Source organism: Burkholderia sp. AU45251 (genome assembly GCF_030482905.1).
Classification (GTDB): Bacteria; Pseudomonadota; Gammaproteobacteria; order Burkholderiales; family Burkholderiaceae; genus Burkholderia; species Burkholderia aenigmatica.
The window spans coordinates 85,580-102,665 of the sequence record NZ_JAUJQH010000016.1; the positions used below are offsets into that span (position 1 = coordinate 85,580).

The 17,086-nt window shown below is 67.8% G+C and carries 15 protein-coding genes; 5 read left to right on the forward strand and 10 right to left on the reverse strand.

The window, feature by feature from the left end; genetic code table 11:
• Nucleotides 1-9 precede the first annotated feature (9 nt).
• The gene (locus tag QZM67_RS26575) at nt 10-903 is read left to right on the forward strand and encodes a LysR family transcriptional regulator (protein ID WP_301807916.1); all 894 of its coding nucleotides are present in this window, start codon (nt 10-12) and stop codon (nt 901-903) included.
• Nucleotides 904-1,018: 115 nt separating this feature from the next.
• Nucleotides 1,019-2,155 (forward strand): DUF2242 domain-containing protein, encoded by a 1,137-nt coding sequence (locus QZM67_RS26580; protein WP_301807919.1) that lies wholly within the window; start codon nt 1,019-1,021, stop codon nt 2,153-2,155.
• A gap of 101 nt (nt 2,156-2,256) precedes the next feature.
• Here the strand turns inward: QZM67_RS26580 and QZM67_RS26585 are convergent, their stop codons facing one another.
• Complete coding sequence (locus tag QZM67_RS26585) at nt 2,257-2,427, reverse strand: hypothetical protein (RefSeq protein WP_301807922.1); 171 nt, start codon at nt 2,425-2,427, stop codon at nt 2,257-2,259.
• A gap of 50 nt (nt 2,428-2,477) precedes the next feature.
• Nucleotides 2,478-3,398: a pyridoxal-phosphate dependent enzyme gene (locus tag QZM67_RS26590; protein WP_301807926.1), complete on the reverse strand. Its 921-nt coding sequence runs from the start codon at nt 3,396-3,398 to the stop codon at nt 2,478-2,480.
• A gap of 156 nt (nt 3,399-3,554) precedes the next feature.
• On the opposite strand from QZM67_RS26590, the gene QZM67_RS26595 reads away from it, so the two are divergent.
• Together QZM67_RS26595 and QZM67_RS26600 are read left to right on the forward strand one after the other, a co-directional pair.
• Entirely contained in the window at nt 3,555-4,466 is a 912-nt protein-coding gene (locus QZM67_RS26595; RefSeq protein ID WP_175024354.1) for a LysR family transcriptional regulator, read from the forward strand.
• Between the two features lie 727 nt (nt 4,467-5,193).
• Complete coding sequence (locus QZM67_RS26600; RefSeq protein WP_301807929.1) at nt 5,194-6,399, forward strand: MFS transporter; 1,206 nt, start codon at nt 5,194-5,196, stop codon at nt 6,397-6,399.
• Between the two features lie 563 nt (nt 6,400-6,962).
• Here QZM67_RS26600 and QZM67_RS26605 read toward each other — a convergent pair.
• The 3 genes from QZM67_RS26605 to QZM67_RS26615 are packed head-to-tail and all read right to left on the reverse strand — an operon-like array spanning nt 6,963 to nt 10,648.
• Nucleotides 6,963-7,985 (reverse strand): histone deacetylase family protein, encoded by a 1,023-nt coding sequence (locus QZM67_RS26605; RefSeq protein ID WP_301807931.1) that lies wholly within the window; start codon nt 7,983-7,985, stop codon nt 6,963-6,965.
• Nucleotides 7,986-8,034: 49 nt separating this feature from the next.
• Nucleotides 8,035-9,306 carry a Zn-dependent hydrolase gene (locus QZM67_RS26610; protein WP_301807935.1) on the reverse strand — a complete coding sequence of 424 codons (1,272 nt, stop codon included), beginning with the start codon at nt 9,304-9,306 and terminating at the stop codon, nt 8,035-8,037.
• 31 nt (nt 9,307-9,337) lie between these two features.
• Nucleotides 9,338-10,648, reverse strand: a complete 1,311-nt coding sequence (locus QZM67_RS26615; protein WP_089450222.1) for an MFS transporter — start codon at nt 10,646-10,648, stop codon at nt 9,338-9,340.
• 191 nt (nt 10,649-10,839) lie between these two features.
• Here QZM67_RS26615 and QZM67_RS26620 point away from each other — a divergent pair, with 191 nt between their 5' ends.
• The gene (locus tag QZM67_RS26620; RefSeq protein WP_301807941.1) at nt 10,840-11,796 is read left to right on the forward strand and encodes a LysR family transcriptional regulator; all 957 of its coding nucleotides are present in this window, start codon (nt 10,840-10,842) and stop codon (nt 11,794-11,796) included.
• 58 nt (nt 11,797-11,854) lie between these two features.
• Here the strand turns inward: QZM67_RS26620 and QZM67_RS26625 are convergent, their stop codons facing one another.
• From QZM67_RS26625 to speB, 5 genes are all read right to left on the reverse strand, one after another.
• Nucleotides 11,855-12,925, reverse strand: a complete 1,071-nt coding sequence (locus tag QZM67_RS26625; RefSeq protein WP_301807943.1) for a porin — start codon at nt 12,923-12,925, stop codon at nt 11,855-11,857.
• 160 nt (nt 12,926-13,085) lie between these two features.
• A complete protein-coding gene (locus QZM67_RS26630; RefSeq protein ID WP_301807945.1) occupies nt 13,086-14,516 on the reverse strand; it encodes a cytosine permease in 1,431 nt (476 codons plus the stop codon).
• 303 nt (nt 14,517-14,819) lie between these two features.
• Complete coding sequence (locus tag QZM67_RS26635; RefSeq protein ID WP_301807948.1) at nt 14,820-15,497, reverse strand: SOS response-associated peptidase family protein; 678 nt, start codon at nt 15,495-15,497, stop codon at nt 14,820-14,822.
• A 129-nt stretch (nt 15,498-15,626) separates the two neighbouring features.
• On the reverse strand, nt 15,627-16,091 hold the full coding sequence (locus QZM67_RS26640; protein WP_301807951.1) for a GNAT family N-acetyltransferase: 465 nt from the start codon (nt 16,089-16,091) through the stop codon (nt 15,627-15,629).
• Complete coding sequence (speB, locus tag QZM67_RS26645; RefSeq protein WP_301807953.1) at nt 16,084-17,052, reverse strand: agmatinase; 969 nt, start codon at nt 17,050-17,052, stop codon at nt 16,084-16,086. The genes QZM67_RS26640 and speB overlap by 8 nt, the downstream gene beginning before the upstream one ends.
• Nucleotides 17,053-17,086: the final 34 nt, after the last annotated feature.

Sequence of the window (17,086 nt, forward strand, 5' to 3'; positions counted from 1 at the left end):
TACGATCCGATGCTCAATTTCCGACATCTGTACTATTTCTGGGTCGTCGTGAAGGAAGGCGGCTTCGCCCGCGCCGCCGCGCGCCTCGACATGGCCGTGCAGACGATCAGCGCGCAGGTGCGCGAGCTCGAGAAAGCGCTCGGGCACCAGTTGCTGCGCCCGGCCGGGCGCGGCGTCGCGATGACCGACGCCGGCCAGGCCGCGTTTGCGCGCGCGGAGGCGATCTTCGAGATGGGGCGGCTGATTCCCGACGAAGTGCGCGCCGCAGCCAGCCAGCCGACCGTACGCCTCGCGGTCGGCCTCGCCGATGGCATCTCCAAGCTCGCCGCGCACACGATCCTCGCACCCGTGCTTGATACGCCCACGCTGCGGCTGCTGTGCCACGAAGGCGAGCACGACGCGCTGCTCGCGGAGCTGGCGCTGCATCATCTCGATCTGGTGCTGGCCGGCCAGGGCGCGCCGTCGGGTTCGAACCTGCGCGTGACGAGCGAGCGGCTGGTCGCTTCACCGGTCGACTGGTATGGCCCCGCGGCGCTCGTCACGCCGGCCGCGCGGCAGTACTTTCCGCAGTGCCTCGCCGACCTGCCCGTGCTGCTGCCGACCGCGCATTCGGCGCTGCGCGCGCGCCTCGATCGGTGGCTGGAAGGCGAACGGATCGTGCCGCGCGTGGCCGGGGAATTCGAGGACAGCGCGCTGATGGCCGTATTCGCGGCGCGCGGCCTCGGCGTGTTTCCGCTGAGCGAACTCGGCGCGAACGACGCGTCGCTGCTGCGCGGATTGCGGCGGCTCGGGCGCGCGGGCGACGTGACCGAGGAGATCCACGCGATCCGCTCGCGGCGCGGCGAACACCATCCGCTGACGTCGCAATTGCTGGCTGCGGCACGCGGCGCGCCGGCCGACTGAAGCGAGCGCGACATCAAACGAAACTATAATGGCGCCCCGGCCTTACGAGATTGCCGCGCGCTTCATCCAGGCACTGCCGTTGCGCGACCTCTCGCCAAGCCTTCTGAAAGACGCCATGCACAACCGATTTCGCCTGTTTTCCGTTTCGTGCGCGCTCGCGGCCGCGACCGTGCTGGCGGCGTGCTCGTCGCCGCCCAAGCCGATCTACCAGCAGGAACAGTTCGACGCGACCAGCAGCCCGTATGCGCATACGTTCCACTCGAAGTCCGACGCGGCCTGCGAGGCCGCGCGGCGCGCGCTGCTGAGCCAGGGCTATGTGGTGTCGTCGTCGCGCAACGATGCGGTCGACGGCAGCAAGAATTTCCAGCCGAACAACGACATGCACGTCGTGATCGAGTTTCACGTCGTGTGCGCGGACGCGAACGCGGACGGCTCGTCGAGCATCGCGTACGTGAACGCGGTGCAGGATCGCTACACGCTGAAGAAGTCGAATACGTCGGCCAGCGTCGGCCTCAGCGTGTTCGGCTCGCTGTCGCTGCCGATCGGGTCGAGCGACGACGCGCTCGTCAAGACCGCCAGCGAGACGATTCCCGCCGGCGTGTTCTATGAGCGCTTCTTCAATCTCGTCGAGCATTTCCTGAAGATCGACCCGGCCCGCCGCGACCGCGCGACCGTCAAGGCCGCCGAGAAGGAACCCGTCACGCCGCTGCCGGAACCCGCGCCGACGCCGCAGGGCGAACCGATGAAGATGACGACGCCGATCGTGCCGACGCCGCCCGCGGCGCCGGTGCCGCTTTCGCTGCCGGTCGTCGCGCCCGAGTCGGGCGCGAACGCCGTGCCGGCCGCCGCGTCGGCCGTGGTCGCGCCGGCGGCGATGCGCGCCGCTGCGCCGGTGGCAGCGTCGGGTTCGGGGTCGGTACCGGCTACGGGTGCGGCACCTGCTCCGGCCGCCTCGTCGACGCCCGCACCGGCTATCGCGCCTGCACCGGCGTCCGGATCGGCATCCGCCTCGGCGCCGGCTCCCGTGCCGGTTTCCGCGCCTGCGCCTGCTTCCAGTTCGGCATCGCAACCTGCCGCAGCGGCATCGGCGCACGCCGCTGCGACGCAGGCACCGGCCGCGCCAGCCCCCATGTCCGCCGCATCGGCGCCCGTATCGGCATCGGCACCGTCGAGCACATCGCCCGCCCCTGCCGCCGCCAATCCCGTCGCATCGTCCGCACCGTCCGGCGCGAGCGCACCAGCCGCAAACTGACCGGCCGCCCGTATCGTCGCGCGCGGCCACACCTGGCGCAGCGCGACGATACGCCCCCTTCCCCGTCTTTCCTCACAGGAATTTCCGCGCCGCGGGCAGCGTCAGCGCTTCGCGGCGGGCATGCGCTGCCGATGTCCAGGTTCGCCGGGATCGGCAGCTATTCGGCGATTACCCGACAGGCAGGCTTGCACCGACCGCTCCACCTGCCGCAACGTCGCGCGCTGCGTCTGCATCTGCGCAACGGTCGCCGTCACGCCGCCGCGGACGATCACCGTGATTTCCGGCCGTCACCCGACAGGCAGGCTTGCACCTGCGGCTCCGCCTACCGCAACGTCGCGTGCAACGTCTGCAACTGCTCGACGGTCGCAGTCACACCGCCGCAGACGATCACGGCAATCTCCGTCGCCGACGCGAGCACGGGCACCGGCCGCTCGAGCGCGGCCAGCGCGGCACCGCACGCGGGCTCGACGACGATCCGGTGCTCGTCGAGGAAGCGCAGCGACGCGGCCACCGCGTCGGCATCGGACACGACGACCGGATGGATCTCGTGCCGCGCGGCCCATTCGACCGCCGCATCGCACGGCCGCTTCGCGCCGAGCGACGTTGCGATGCTCGCGATCGCCGGCAATTCGATCGGGTGCCCCTGCGCGAGCGAGCGCGCATAGCAGTCGGCGCCCTCCGTTTCGGCCGCGACCACCGGTACGTCATGCCAGCCGTTGCGCGCCAGCCCTTCGAGCACACCACACAGCAAACCTCCGCCACCGACCGCGAGCACGACCGCGTCGGGCTTCGGGCCGGCCGCCGCCATCTCGTCGATCATCGTCGCGTGGCCCTGCCACAGCACGCGGTCGTCGAACGGATGCACGAACGCGTCGTGCTCGCCGAGCGCCGACTGCGCAAACGCGTTCGCCTCGGCCCAGCTCGCACCGTGCACGACAAGCTCCGCGCCCTCCACACGGATCAGCTCGCGCGCACGGGCCGACGCGCTTTCCGGCACGACGACGAGCACCGGCACGCCGAGTTCGCGGCCGCAATACGCGACCGCGATGCCCGCGTTGCCGCCCGACGACGACACGAAGCGCCGCGCGCCGGCCGCATGGCGTGCTTCGCAGACGGCACCGATGCCGCGCAGCTTGAACGAGCCCGACGGCTGCAGCGCATCGAGCTTCAGCCGGAGGGTCCTGCCGAGCCGGCGGGACGCGATCTGCGAGCGGATATAAGGGGTCGGGATATGAAGCGGCATGGGACGGGACCAATGAGAACGGAGGAAACGCGCGCGACTCGCAAGCGCGAGCGGCAATGACGGTCATCGTACGGCACGCTCCCCATGCTTTCCAATACCATCGAATGGCGTTTGCTATGCTTCACAGGTATATCGACGAACGAGAGCTGATACCGCATGCGCCAGATCGAATTGCGTCACCTGCGCTACTTCGTGGCCGTCGCACAAGCCGGCAGCGTGATGGCCGGCGCCCGCGCGGCCGGCATCGTCCAGCCCGCGCTGTCGCGACAGATCCGCGAACTCGAGGACGCGATCGGCACGCCGCTGCTGGTGCGCCGCGCAACGGGCGTCACGCTCACGGCGGCCGGCGCAAGCTTCCTGCAGGACGCGACCGGCCTGCTCGCGACGCTGCAGGACAGCCGTGAGCGCGCGTTGCGCTGCGCGGCGGGCCAACTGGGCGAACTGCGGCTCGGTGCGTTGCCGAACTGCCTGCCGTTGCCCGTCGTCGCGAACGTCCTCAAGGCGTTTCGCGACACGTGCCCGGACGTGAAGCTGTCGATCGCGCCGATGCTGTCGGCCGAACAGGCGAGCGCGCTGGTGCGCGGCCAGCTCGACGGCGGGATCATGGCGTGGCGTCGCGACGAGGCGCCGCACCTGTCGGGCGTGCGGCTGCTGAGCGACCGCTTCGTGCTCGCGATGCCCGCGCCGCCCGGCAGACGCTTCTCCGCGCCGCGCACGCTGGCCGACGTCGCGAACGAGCCATTCGTCTGGTTCGACGCGCAGCGCTCGGCCGCGCACCACCAGTTCCTGATGGCGCAGTGCCAGCAGGCCGGCTTCACGCCGCGTATCGCGCAGGTCGGCAGCGACATTCCGACGTTGATCGGCCTCGTCGCAGCCGGGATGGGCTGTGCGTTCGTGCCGGAAAGCGCGTCGCCGACCTGCCCGCACACGGTCCGGCTCGTCGCGCTCGACGAGCTCGCGAGCCGCTTCGACATCGAGTTCGTGTTCGACGGCGCGGCCGTGCCCCCTTCGCCCGTCGTCGCGCGGTTTCTCGAGGCCGTGCGCGATGCGGTCGGCGAAGCGGGCTGACGGGACGCGGCTCGTCCGACACGTCCGGCACGCGATCGAGCGGCACGATTCGCCCCGTCGATCGACGCCCCGACATCACCCTCCGTCAAACCGTCGGCTTAGCTGCCGTGGCGCGCTAAACACCGGCATCGCGTCCGCGAACAATCTTTCATCACACTGACGGGTGGCGCCGCAGCGCCGGCATTTTTAAATTGACACCCAAAACGGCCGTTTAACGCCGGTTCGAATTGTCATGCGTCGAAATATACTTCGCGCGCATCCAACCCTCGTGCCAAAGAGAGGATGCCTTTCTGCCCCGGTCACGGTCCCCCTGTGGCCGGGGCTTTTTTTGCCCGCACGCCTTGTCTGCAAAGGGTGATCGGCGATGATGCGACGCGCGCGCGAGGGGATGGCCGTGCCCCGAACGGCCCGCCGGATCCGCACGGCCGCGCGCCGCCGGACAGCCGGCGGACGACTGCCGGAGCACCACGCGGAGCGACCGCAGTCCGCGTCGAACCGCCGATGGATCGCGATCTCCCGGCCGAAAGCCGTGCCTTTCTCATGACAAAATACTGCGTCCCTCGTTCGCCAGCTCCGCCAGCGCGCTTCGTGCGCACGCCGCATTGTTGAAATGAAATCAAGATAATTTCGTCCGTATGCGGCTTTTTCCGCAAAAGTCATGCAGGCACACTTCACCCTGTCCTCACCGGCCCCGTGCCGTTGTTCCTCGACTACAGGAGCTCATCGCGTGAACCCCACCCCTTCCTCTCCTTCCCGCCCGGCCGGGAGCGCCGCGGTGCCGCTGCTGGCACTCGCCGCCGGTGCGTTCGGCATCGGCACGACCGAGTTCTCGCCGATGGGCCTGCTGCCCGTGATCGCCGACGGCGTGCACGTGTCGATTCCGCAAGCCGGCATGCTGATCAGTGCCTATGCGATCGGCGTGATGGTCGGCGCACCGCTGATGACGCTGCTGCTCGCGCGCTGGTCGCGCCGCTCGGCGCTGATCGCGCTGATGTCGATCTTCACGATCGGCAACCTGCTGTCGGCGCTCGCGCCGGGCTACACGACGCTGCTGCTCGCCCGCCTCGTGACTAGCCTCAACCACGGTGCGTTCTTCGGGCTCGGCTCGGTGGTCGCGGCCAGCCTCGTGCCGCGCGACAAGCAGGCCAGCGCGGTCGCGACGATGTTCATGGGCCTCACGATCGCGAACGTCGGCGGCGTGCCGGCCGCAACCTGGCTCGGCCAGATCATCGGCTGGCGCATGTCGTTCGCGGCGACCGCGGGCCTCGGCCTGGTTGCGATCGCCGGGCTGCTCGTTGCGCTGCCGAAAGGCGAAGCCGGCAAGATGCCCGACCTGCGCGCCGAACTCTCGGTGCTGACGCGCCCGGTCGTGCTCGGCGCGCTCGGGACGACCGTGCTCGGCGCCGGCGCGATGTTCACGCTCTACACGTATGTCACGCCGACGCTCGAACACCTGACCGGCGCGACGCCCGGCTTCGTGACCGCGATGCTGGTGCTGATCGGCGTCGGCTTCTCGATCGGCAACATCGCGGGCGGGCGCCTCGCCGACCGCGCGCTCGACGGCACGCTAATCGGATTCCTGCTGCTGCTGATCGCCACGATGGCCGCGTTCCCGCTGCTCGCCAGCACGCATGTCGGCGCCGCCGTCACGCTGCTCGTGTGGGGTATCGCGACGTTTGCGGTCGTGCCGCCGCTGCAGATGCGCGTGATGCGGGCGGCCCACGAAGCGCCGGGCCTCGCGTCGGCCGTGAACATCGGCGCGTTCAACCTCGGCAACGCGCTCGGCGCGGCCGCCGGCGGCGCGGCGATCTCGGCCGGCTTCGGATACGCGGCCGTGCCGCTCGTCGGCGGGCTGATCGCCGCGGCCGGACTCGCGCTCGTCGTGCTGCAAATCGCGCAGCAGCGCCGCGCGCCGGCTGCCGCGAATTCGTAATCGCGGGCCGTCGCGCGCAGACGATGCGCGACGGCCCGCCGCCCCTCGCGGCAAACACCCCGACGGCCGCTTGATGCGGCCGTTTTCGTTTTCAACCGTCAATTCCATTGCACCGATTCTTCAACCGGACGAAACCGGAATATCGGCGCATTTCGCTTCGATAAAAATTCAATCCATTAACGGCTGAGTGAAAGCGATTCAATCCGCCAGAATGACTCATCGCCGTCGCATTGAATTTCACCGGATACGTTAGTCATTCATTCCGTTCGAGCCGATTCTGCTCGTGATATCAATCGGAAAAATCGTATTGCACCCCGCGAAAACCACGGATTGATTGCCACATCGTATGAAAATCTTTCGTCCACCCCGTGCGCGAAAGAATCCAGAACCGTAATGTTTTCCTGGCTTATTCAATCGACTCCCAATTCGACTGGAACAAAATGAAACAGCCAGGCCATCAAGATTGAAAGACCCGGCAATTCGTATCAGCGTTCGCCATGCCGCGGCATGCGAAGCGCGGCATAAATTCAATGAAAAACGGCTCAGCCCCCCCGCCGTGCCGGTCAGCGCGCGGCGCCGAATCCGCCGAAAAACGCACGCGCGTTCGCGTCGAGGCTGTCGAGGTGATAGCCGCCTTCCTGCACGATCACCGTCGGCAACCCGAGTGCGCCGATCGCACTGCCGAGCCGCCCGAAACCGTCGGTCGTGACGGCCACCTGCGACTGCGGATCGTCCTTGTAGATATCGAAGCCGAGCGCGAGCACGAGCGCATCGGGCTGGAACCGGGCGAGCGCGCGCAGCGCGTCGTCGAGCCGCTCGAAAAACGCCGACTCCGGCGCGCCGTGCGGCATCGGCAGGTTCAGGTTGAAACCGTCGCCGGCCCCCGCGCCCGTCTCCTCCTCGTAGCCCGCGACGACCGGGTAGAAGTTGGTCGGGTCGCCGTGGATCGACACGTACAGCACGTCGTCGCGGCCGTAGAAGATCTCCTGCACGCCCTGCCCGTGATGCATGTCGGTGTCGAGGATCGCGACCCGACGATGGCGGCCAAGCAGCGACTGCGCGGCGATCGCCGCATTGTTCAGGTAGCAGAAACCACCGGCCGCGTCGCGGCGTGCGTGGTGACCGGGCGGCCGGCACAATGCGTACGCCTCGCGCGCGCCGTCGTTGACGTCGGCCGCGGCCGCCAGCGCGCCCTGCGCGGACCAGTACGCAGCGCGCCACGTGTTCGCACCGACCGGGCAACTGCCGTCGGCGAGGTAGCGCGCGGCTTTCGCGAGCACGCCGCGCAGCGGGTTCGGATCGCGTACGAACACGTTCGACATCACTTCGTCGCCCCAGTCGTCGGGCATCTGCTTCCAGTCGCGGTGCGCTTCTTCCAGAAAGCGCAGGTAGTTCATGTCGTGCACGGCCGCGATCGGCGCGGTGCCGCGGTCGGCCGGCTCGCGCACGTCGAAGTCGAGCGACCGGACGGCCGCGACGAGCCGCGCCGCGCGCTCGGGCACTTCCTGCGGTTCACGCATCTGGCCGCGCGACAGGTAGCTGCGCGGATGGTGCAGCAACTGCTCGGGATGGAAATAGGTTTTCATCGTTCGCCCTCGTCGGTTTTTCGATTTGTCGGTTGATCGGTTTGCCGCGTCACGCATCCTGCATCGCGGCCGCCACGGCAACGCGCGCCGCAACGCCGGCGCGCGCGAGCACCGCATGAAGCAGCACGTTCGTGCCGCGCGTCACGTCGGCGGGCAGTGCATCCTCGGCTTCGTTGTGCGACAGGCCGTCGACACACGGGATGAACACCATCGCAGTCGGAACGCAACGCGCGAGCAGGATCGCGTCGTGCCCGGCGCCGCTGACGATCCGCTCGTTCGTATAGCCGAACGCGGCGGCCGCCTGCGCGACCCGCTCGACGCAGTCGCGATCGAACGGTGTCGCCGGGCTGCGCCAGCAGGTGTCGATCGCGACCTGTACGCCACGCGCCGCGGCGACGCGTGCGCACGCATCGCGCAATTCGCGCGCCATCGCGTCGACTTGCGCATCGTCGTGATGGCGCAGGTCGACCGTGAACGTCACATTGCCGGCAATGGTGTTGCGCGACGCGTTGCGAATGCCGACCTGCCCGATCGTCGCGAGCCCGCGCGGCGCATGACCGGCGACGATCCGTTCGAGTTCGAGCGCCATCTGCGCGCTGGCGAAATACGCGTCCTTGCGATACGGCATCGGCGTCGTGCCCGCATGCGCCGCCACGCCCGTCACGGTCACGTCGAGCCAGCGGATCGCCTGCCCACCCGTGACGACGCCGATCGTCGTGCCGTTCGCCTCGAGTACGGGGCCTTGTTCGATATGTGCTTCGAAGTACGCATCGACCGCACCGCCCATCGCGCGCGTGCCGCGATAGCCGCATGCGTCGAGGGCCGCGCCGAGCGTGACGCCGTCGGCGTCCTGCTTGGTCAGCGCATCGTCGAGCGGCAACGCGCCAGTGAAGACGGCCGAACCGAGCATCGCCGGTGCGAAGCGCGCGCCCTCCTCGTTGGTCCACGACACGATTTCCAGCGGCTTGTCGGTCGAGATGCCCGCGTCGTTCAGCGTGCGCACGAGTTCGAGCGCGGCGAGCACGCCGTAGACGCCGTCGAAGCGGCCGCCTTCGGGCTGCGTATCGAGATGGCTGCCGATCAGCACCGGCGCGGCCTGCGCATCGACGCCACCGCGCCGCGCAAACAGGTTGCCGACTGCGTCGACGCTCACCGTCATCCCCGCGTCGCGGCACCACTGCGCGAACAGGTCGCGCCCGCGACGATCGTCGTCGGTGAGCGCGAGGCGCCGCACGCCGCCGCGCGGCGTCGCGCCGATGCGCGCCATGTCCGCCAGGCTCTGCCACAAACGGGCGCCGTCGATTTCCAGCAGGTCTTTCATGTGCACTCCGGATGAATTCGTACGTTGAAGGTCACTGCGAGCCGAACGCTTCGGCAGTGGCCGGCCGCGCCGCGCGGCGCGCATCGAGCGCGACGATGCACAGCAGCGAGATGCCGGCGAGACACGTGTAGAACACCGCGAGCGGCCACCACTGGCCCGCGAAGCGATGCGCGAGCCACGTGCCGACGAGCGGCGTCAGCCCGCCCGCGAGTGCGCCGCAGATCTGGTAGGCGAGCGAGATCGCCGAATAGCGCACGTGCGCGGGGAACACCTCGCTCACGAAACCCGCGATTACCGAATAGAAGCCGGCCATGCAGACGACCGCGAGCGCGATGCCGGCGATCAGCGATGCGGACGTGCCGCCCTGCACGAGCATGAACATCGGATACGGCGACAGCATCGCGAGCAGCGCCGCGAGCTTCAGGAAGCGCGCGCCGCCGATGCGCTCGGCGATCCACGCGGCGATCGGCTGCGCGAAGAACTGGATGATCGCGACCGCGAACAGGCTGTCGAGGATCAGCGAACGCGAGACGCCGACGTACTGCGTCGTGTACGCGATCATGAACGTATTGGTGAAATAGACGCCCGCGATGCCGATCGTGTTCGCGCCGATGCAGAGCGCCACGAGCCCCGATGCGGAGCGGAACACTTCCGCGACCGGCAGCTTCACGGTGCGGTTGGTTTCCTTCACGCGCGCGAATTCCGGCGACTCGTTCACGCCGAGCCGGATCAGGATGCCGACCACGAGCAGCACCGAACTCGCGAGAAACGGCAGGCGCCAGCCCCATGCGAGGAAGTCGGCCTTGTCCATCGACGTGACCGCGCGAAACGCGATCAGCGACAGGATCAGCCCGGCCGGGCTGCCGAGCTGCGCGAACGACGCGAAGAACGTGCGGCGCCCCTGCGGCGCATGCTCGCCCGCCATCAGCACCGCGCCGCCCCACTCGCCGCCGACCGCGATCCCCTGCACCACGCGCAGCGCGACGAGCAGCACCGGCGCGAGCATGCCGACCTTCGAATAGTCGGGCAGCAGCCCGACGCACACGGTCGCGACGCCCATCATCATCAGCGTCGTCATCAACGCCTTCTTGCGGCCGATGCGATCGCCGAGATGGCCGAAGATGATGCCGCCGAGCGGCCGCGCGAAGAAGCCGACCGCGAACGTCGCGAACGACGCCATCGTACTGACGAAGCGGTCATGCGACGGGAAATAGAGGTCGCCGAACACGAGCGCGGCGGCCGTCGCGTAGATGTAGAAGTCGTACCACTCGATCATCGTGCCGATGAACGCGGCCGTCGCGGCGCGTCCCGGCTGGCGGGCGGAAGGAAGGGACTGGGTCATGCGGGCTCCTGACGCGCGCCACCGCGGGGCGACGCGCAATATCGTGTGACGGCCGTCTGTCGCGGCCTTGCGCCGCACGTTGCGGCAGCCCCTCCTTTATCGGCGACCGCAAATCATTAGTCAAATTTCAAGTTATTATTCGCCGTATAAATTCAACTAATGCCCGACCTGACGCCTCGCCCGGAGACCCGATGCGCCCCGACCTCGCCCCGTTCCTGAACGACCGTCTCGACTGGAACCTGTTGCGCACCTACCTGGTGATCATCCAGGAGCGCAGCGTGAGCCGCGCAGCCGCGCGCCTGCACGTGACGCAGCCGGCCGTGAGCCAGGCATTGCGGCGGCTCGAGGACACGCTCGAACGCAAGCTGATCGAGCGGCGCGGCACGCACTTCGCGCCGACACCAGCCGGCGAAGCCGTCTATCGGATCGCGAGCGACATCTACGGCGGCATCTCGCGCCTCGAAACCGAAATCGACGACAGCACGGCCGACCTCACCGGGTCGATCCGGTTGCTGACGGTGAGCCGCATCGAGTCGCCCGTCTACGATGAATTCCTCGCGGAATTTCATCGTGCGTATCCGCGCATCGACCTGCAGATCGAGGTGATGCGCTCGTCGGACATCCTGTCTTCGCTGCTGCAGAAGACGGCCACGGCCGGGCTCGGCCTGTGCCGCACGCCTCACGACAAGCTGGAGATGCGCTGCTTCCTGCGCCAGCGCTATGCGATCTACTGCGGCCGCCATCATCGGCTGTTCGGGCAGACGCAACTGCGGATGGACGATCTGCTCACCGAGAATTTCGTGTCGTTCACGAGCGACCAGATCGGTGACAGCCTGTCGCCGCTTACCGTGTTTCGCGACCAGCGGGGCTTCACGGGACGCATCGTCGCGTCGTCGCCGAGCCTCGATGAAGTGCGGCGGCTGATCTTCGCCGGCTATGGGATCGGCTGCCTGCCCGAGCACATCGTGCGCGACGACATCGCGCAACAGCGGCTGTGGCGGCTGCCGCCCGACGAAGGGCTCGTCGATGTCGACGTGTTCCTGCTGTGGCATCGCGATCGCAAGATGAACGCGGCCGAGCACGCGTTTCTCGACGCGATGGAGCGCTGCATGCAGCGCTTTTCGCTCGCGGAGCGGCTGGGAAAATGACGGCGCGAACGCGCCTGCGGAAAGCGCCGGGCGCACACGGCCCGGCGCGTCGGCCTCGTCAGAACCGATGCACGATGCCGAGTTGCACGCCGCGCGCATTCGCCCCCGGATACGCGAGCGGCAAGCCAGGGTTCGCCGCACCGGCGAGCGTATAGCCGGCCTGGTTGCGGTTGCGCAGGTACGACAGCGCGCCATAGAAGCTCGTGCGCTTCGACAGGTCGTACTCGTACATCAGCCCGAGCTGGTCCGCATTGTTGCCCTGCGACGACTGATCGTGCAGATACGCGTAGCCGAGCGCCACGTAGTTCGCCGGATTGAACTGGTACTTGACCGACAGCCCGTACACGCGCGAATCGATGCCGAGATCGGCCCACTTCACCGCCGAGAAGCCGCCGTACACGGTTGCCTTGCCGATCTCGTACGACGCGCCGGCCATGATCGTGCGATCGGTGGTGGTCGCCGTCGCGTTCTTCAGCCACTGGCCCGCGACGAATGCCCCGAACGGCCCGTGTTCGTAGGTCAGGTCGACCTGCTGGCTGGCGCCTGCCGAGCGCACGCCGCCCGCATCGCCGAACCCGAAGTACACGCCGCCCTGGAAGCCCGCGATCTCCGGGCTCTGATACGACAGCGTATTGCTGGTGCGGAACGCGAACACGGTCAGGTTGTCCATGCCGGACGCCTGCGTGACGCCACCGAACGCATCCTGTCCGCCCTGGTCGTTGAACAGCGGCGAATTCTGGCGGCCCGCGCGCACCTTGCCCCACTGCCCTGCGATGCCGACCCACGCCTGCCGGTTGAACAGGCTGCCCGAACTCGCGAGCGAACCGTCGTTCGGGTTGAAGCCGTTCTCCAACGCGAACTCGATCTTCTGCCCGCCGCCGATATCCTCGCCGCCCTTCAGTCCGAACCGGCTGCCCCACTGGCCGCCCGAACCGATCGCCGCCGTGTAGCCGTTGCCCGTATTCACGTACTGCGCGAATTCGTCGATCACGCCATACAGCGTGACGCCGTCCTGCGCGAGCGCGGCCCCCGATCCGGCAACGCACGCCGCCGCCACCGTCATCCGAATGCCGGCGTGCACCATCCGCGCCCGGGAATTGCTCCCGCAGCCTGCCATTTGCTTAGTCATACTATTAAATTGTCCGAGAATGAAACGACACCGCGCACGGCAGTCGCGCCGCACCGGCATCGCGGGAAAGGAAACGTGGGGAGGAACCCGGCGCAGACAGCGCCCGGCTCGCGCGGCATTCAGGCCGGCAGCTGGCCGGCCCGATGCGCGTGACGTGTCGTCAGTGGTGAACTTCGCCGCGTTCGAGCGGCAGGATCAGGCGTTCGGGAATGCTGCGGCGCGATGCACGTGCGCCGATGTAATACAGCACGCCCGGCACGACCAGACCGAGGATCCACGAGATGTCGGTGCCGCCGAGCGCGTCGACGAGCGGGCCCGTGTAGATGTGCGTCGACATGAACGGCAACTGCACGAGGATGCCGACCACGTAGATCGTGATCGCCATCACGTTCCAGCGGCCGTAGCGGCCGTCCGGATCGGACAGTGCCGGCACGTCGTAGCGCGAGCGCGTGAAGCAGTAGTAGTCGACCAGGTTGATCGCGCTCCACGGCGTGAAGAACGCGAGCAGGAACAGGATGAACGCGGTGAATTCCTTCAGGAACGAATGGCGGCCCGCGAGCGCGATGAGCGTCGATACGCAGATCATCCCGAAGATGTAGACGAGGCGGCTCTTCGACGACACGGCGCCCTTGCCGCGAAAGCCGCTGATGATCGTCGCCATCGACATGAAGCTGCCGTAGGCGTTGAGCGCCGTCACCGTCACCTTGCCGAACGCGATGCTGAAGTACAGCAACGCGGCCACGGCGCCCGCCGAGCCGAGGCCGACGATATACGACACTTCATGGTGCGCGAACTGGCTACCCGCCAGCGCGGCCGCGAACACGCCGAACACCATCGCCGCCTGCGCGCCGATCACCGAGCCGAGGCCGACCGCGACGAACGTCGCGACCGACGACGTCGAGCGCGGCAGGTAGCGCGAATAGTCCGCGACGTACGGGCCGAACGCGATCTGCCACGACGCGGACAGCGACATCGCCAGCAGAAAGTTCGCGAGCGAGAAATGCTTGTTCGCGAGCAGCGCGCCGATGTCGTGGTTCGCGAACAGCTGCGTGAACATGTAGACGAACGCGATGATGCCGACCACGCTTGCGATCCGGCCGACGGCATGGATCGCGCGATAGCCGAACACGGTCAGCACGACGATCACGGCCGCGAACAGCAGGATGCCGGCCGCGTCGTCGACGTGCAGCAACTGCGCGACAGCCTGCCCGGCCAGCACCGAGCCGCTTGCGGAAAAGCCGATGTACATCAGGCACACGAGCACGATCGGGATCATCGCGCCATAGACGCCGAACTGCACGCGGCTCGAGATCATCTGCGGCAGCCCGAGCTGCGGCCCCTGCGCGCCATGCAGCGCCATCACCGCGCCGCCGATGAACTGGCCGAGCAGCAGCGCGACCAGCGACCAGAACACGTCGCCGCCGAGCACGACCGCGAGCGCGCCCGTGACGATGGCCGTGATCTGCATGTTGGCCGACAGCCACAGGGTGAACTGGCTCAGCAAGCCGCCGTGGCGCTCGGCGTCGGGGATGAAGTCGATCGAACGTACCTCGATCAGGCCGCCGGCTTTTCCACTGGGATTCGTTGACACGGGGAAATCTCCAAAATACTCAGGATCACAAATTGTTTGAACGAGACTGGAATCTGCGAGCCGCCCTTTCGGCTCTGCGGGTGCGGGGCGCCGTGGATCGCCGGCATGCGCCACGCACGCACGGTCTGCGCACTGGCGCGCAAGCGGCACGACGTGTGCCGACATTGCCTGCGGATGATCTTGTATATACAACTTGCCAGATATCGGTGATTACCCGGTATCGGCCGATATTCGTAATTGTCCGAACAATCGGGATGCGTTCGACATGACCGACTGAAAGCAAGGTGTCTTGAAAATGAAAGGTCAGCCGCTCGCGGGCGGGACCTGCTCGGGCTCGGCCGTCATGTCGGCGGCGGGAAGCAGGTTCAGCATGCGCCGCGCGGCCTCGATGTCGCGCACGTGCAGCCATTCGTCGTAGTCGTCGCGGCGCAGGATCACGACGCCCCGCTTCTCTTCGCCGGGCCGATGCATCCGCGCGAACAGCGGGTGCGTGTCCGCATTGACCGTGAGCATCGCCATGCCCGCACGTTCGCGGCCGTCGGCGCCTTCGTAGCGCCGCCAGATGCCGGCGACGCAGCTCGGTTGCCAGCCGTCGACGCCGATCCGGTGCCACACGTTGCGACCGGTTTCGTAGCACGGCTCGAAGATCCAGCGCACCGGAATCAGACAGCGCTGGCCGGTGCGCCACGCGTTGCCGTAGAGCCGCGACGAGCCGACCGTTTCCGCCCGCGCGTTCACCGTATCGAGTTTCTTTTTCTTGCGGCCGTGCTCGTCGACCCGCTCGGGCTGCATGAATTTCGGCCAGAAGCCGAACACGGCCGCGACGACCTCGAGGCCGTCGCCATCGGCGCGCGCGACCGGCGCCGCGTAGTCGGGATACACGTCGGGTGCCCACGGGTCGCGGCGGAACAGATCGCCGATGCCGATCTTCAGCTCGCTGATGCCCGGGTCTTCATCGGGGGCGCGGTAGTGGGTGCACACGGCTCGACGGACGATGGAAGCAATGGTTTCATCGTAGGTCAGCGCCGGTTCCCCGGTCGGGTCATTGTTTGGTATGACGAAACAGTTTTACGACCTGATGACGCGCCGGGAGCGATCCGGCGCCAACCGTTACGCGTGCAGCCCGATCCGCAGCGTCAGGATTTCGTCGCCCGCGTCGTCGAGCGTCCCCGTCGGCGTCCAGCCCAGATGCCGGTAGAACCCGTGCGAGCGCGATGCCGGATCGGTCGAGCACCCCAGGAACAATGACGTGAAACCGGTCGCCGCGAATGCGTCGATCACCTGCCGCAGCAGCCGCTTGCCGATCCCCGCCCCCTCGTACTCGGGCAGGATCGCGAGCACGACGATCTCGCCCGAGCCGGTGTCGCCGAAGAAGTAGCCGACCATGCGCCCGTTCGCGCAGCAGACATGGCCCGAGAACAGGCCATCCCGAATCCCATCGCCCCAGCTTTCGACGGTGATGCCGAGGTCGCGCAACTGCGCTTCGGTGAACGCGTTCTCGCGCGTCTTGCCGCGCAGTGCGATGCACGCGGCCGCATCGTCGGGAACGGCCTCGCGCCAGGTGAGTTCAGTCATCGTTCGATTTTTCCAGGATCCGCCGCCGGCGCGACGCATACAGGCAGATCAGCTCCAGCGCGATCGTCGCGCCGGCCAGCGACGTGATTTCCGCATGATCATACGGCGGCGACACTTCGACCACATCCATGCCGACCAGGTTGATGCCTTCCAGGTGACGCAGGATCTCGAACGCCTGATGGCTCGACAGCCCGCCCGAGACCGGCGTACCCGTGCCCGGCGCGAATGCCGGATCGAGGCAGTCGATGTCGAACGTCAGGTACACGGGATGGTCGCCGACCCGCTCGCGAATGCGCGCGGCCACCGCCGCGGGCGTCGACGCATGCACCTGGCGCGCATCCTGGATATCGAAGCCCATCGGCTCGTCGTTGGTCGTCCGGATCCCGATCTGCGCCGACCGTTCGGGCACGACCCACCCTTCCCGCGCCGCGTGATAGAACATCGTGCCGTGATCGATGCGCTTGACGTCGCGGTCGGGCCACGTGTCGGTATGGGCATCGAAATGCACGAGCGACAGCGGCCCGTGCACTTTCGCATGCGCCTTCAGCAGCGGATACGTGATGAAGTGATCGCCGCCGAGCGTCAGCATCGCGCAGCCGCGCGCGAGGATCGCATCGGCATGCCGCTCGATCGCGCCCGGCACCGATTCGGGCTGCCCGAGATCGAACGCGCAATCGCCGTAGTCGACCGCGGCCAGCACGTCGAACGGATCGAACGACCACGGCCACGGGCGCTCCCACGCGATGCCCGTGGATGCGATCCGCAGCCCGCGCGGGCCGAAGCGCGTGCCGGGCCGGTGCGACGCGGCGGAATCGAACGGCACGCCGGTGATCGCGAGGTCGACCCCTGCGAGGTCGCGGCTGAAACGCCGCCGCATGAAGCTCGTCGCGCCCGCGAAGGTCGGTTCGGCCTGCGTGCCGTAGAGGCTGTCGCGCGTGAAGGCGAAATCGTTCTGGCTCATCGTCGGATTCCTGTCTGAAGGGGAACGGCCGCAC

Bases quoted from the DNA above. Each gene is read 5' to 3' on its own strand.
- QZM67_RS26575 (WP_301807916.1), top strand. From the start codon at position 10: ATGCTCAATTTCCGACATCTGTACTATTTCTGGGTCGTCGTGAAGGAA.
- QZM67_RS26580 (WP_301807919.1), top strand. From the start codon at position 1,019: ATGCACAACCGATTTCGCCTGTTTTCCGTTTCGTGCGCGCTCGCGGCC.
- QZM67_RS26590 (WP_301807926.1), bottom strand. From the start codon at position 3,398: ATGCCGCTTCATATCCCGACCCCTTATATCCGCTCGCAGATCGCGTCC.
- QZM67_RS26595 (WP_175024354.1), top strand. From the start codon at position 3,555: ATGCGCCAGATCGAATTGCGTCACCTGCGCTACTTCGTGGCCGTCGCA.
- QZM67_RS26605 (WP_301807931.1), bottom strand. From the start codon at position 7,985: ATGAAAACCTATTTCCATCCCGAGCAGTTGCTGCACCATCCGCGCAGC.
- QZM67_RS26610 (WP_301807935.1), bottom strand. From the start codon at position 9,306: ATGAAAGACCTGCTGGAAATCGACGGCGCCCGTTTGTGGCAGAGCCTG.
- QZM67_RS26615 (WP_089450222.1), bottom strand. From the start codon at position 10,648: ATGACCCAGTCCCTTCCTTCCGCCCGCCAGCCGGGACGCGCCGCGACG.
- QZM67_RS26620 (WP_301807941.1), top strand. From the start codon at position 10,840: ATGCGCCCCGACCTCGCCCCGTTCCTGAACGACCGTCTCGACTGGAAC.
- QZM67_RS26625 (WP_301807943.1), bottom strand. From the start codon at position 12,925: ATGACTAAGCAAATGGCAGGCTGCGGGAGCAATTCCCGGGCGCGGATG.
- QZM67_RS26640 (WP_301807951.1), bottom strand. From the start codon at position 16,091: ATGACTGAACTCACCTGGCGCGAGGCCGTTCCCGACGATGCGGCCGCG.
- speB (WP_301807953.1), bottom strand. From the start codon at position 17,052: ATGAGCCAGAACGATTTCGCCTTCACGCGCGACAGCCTCTACGGCACG.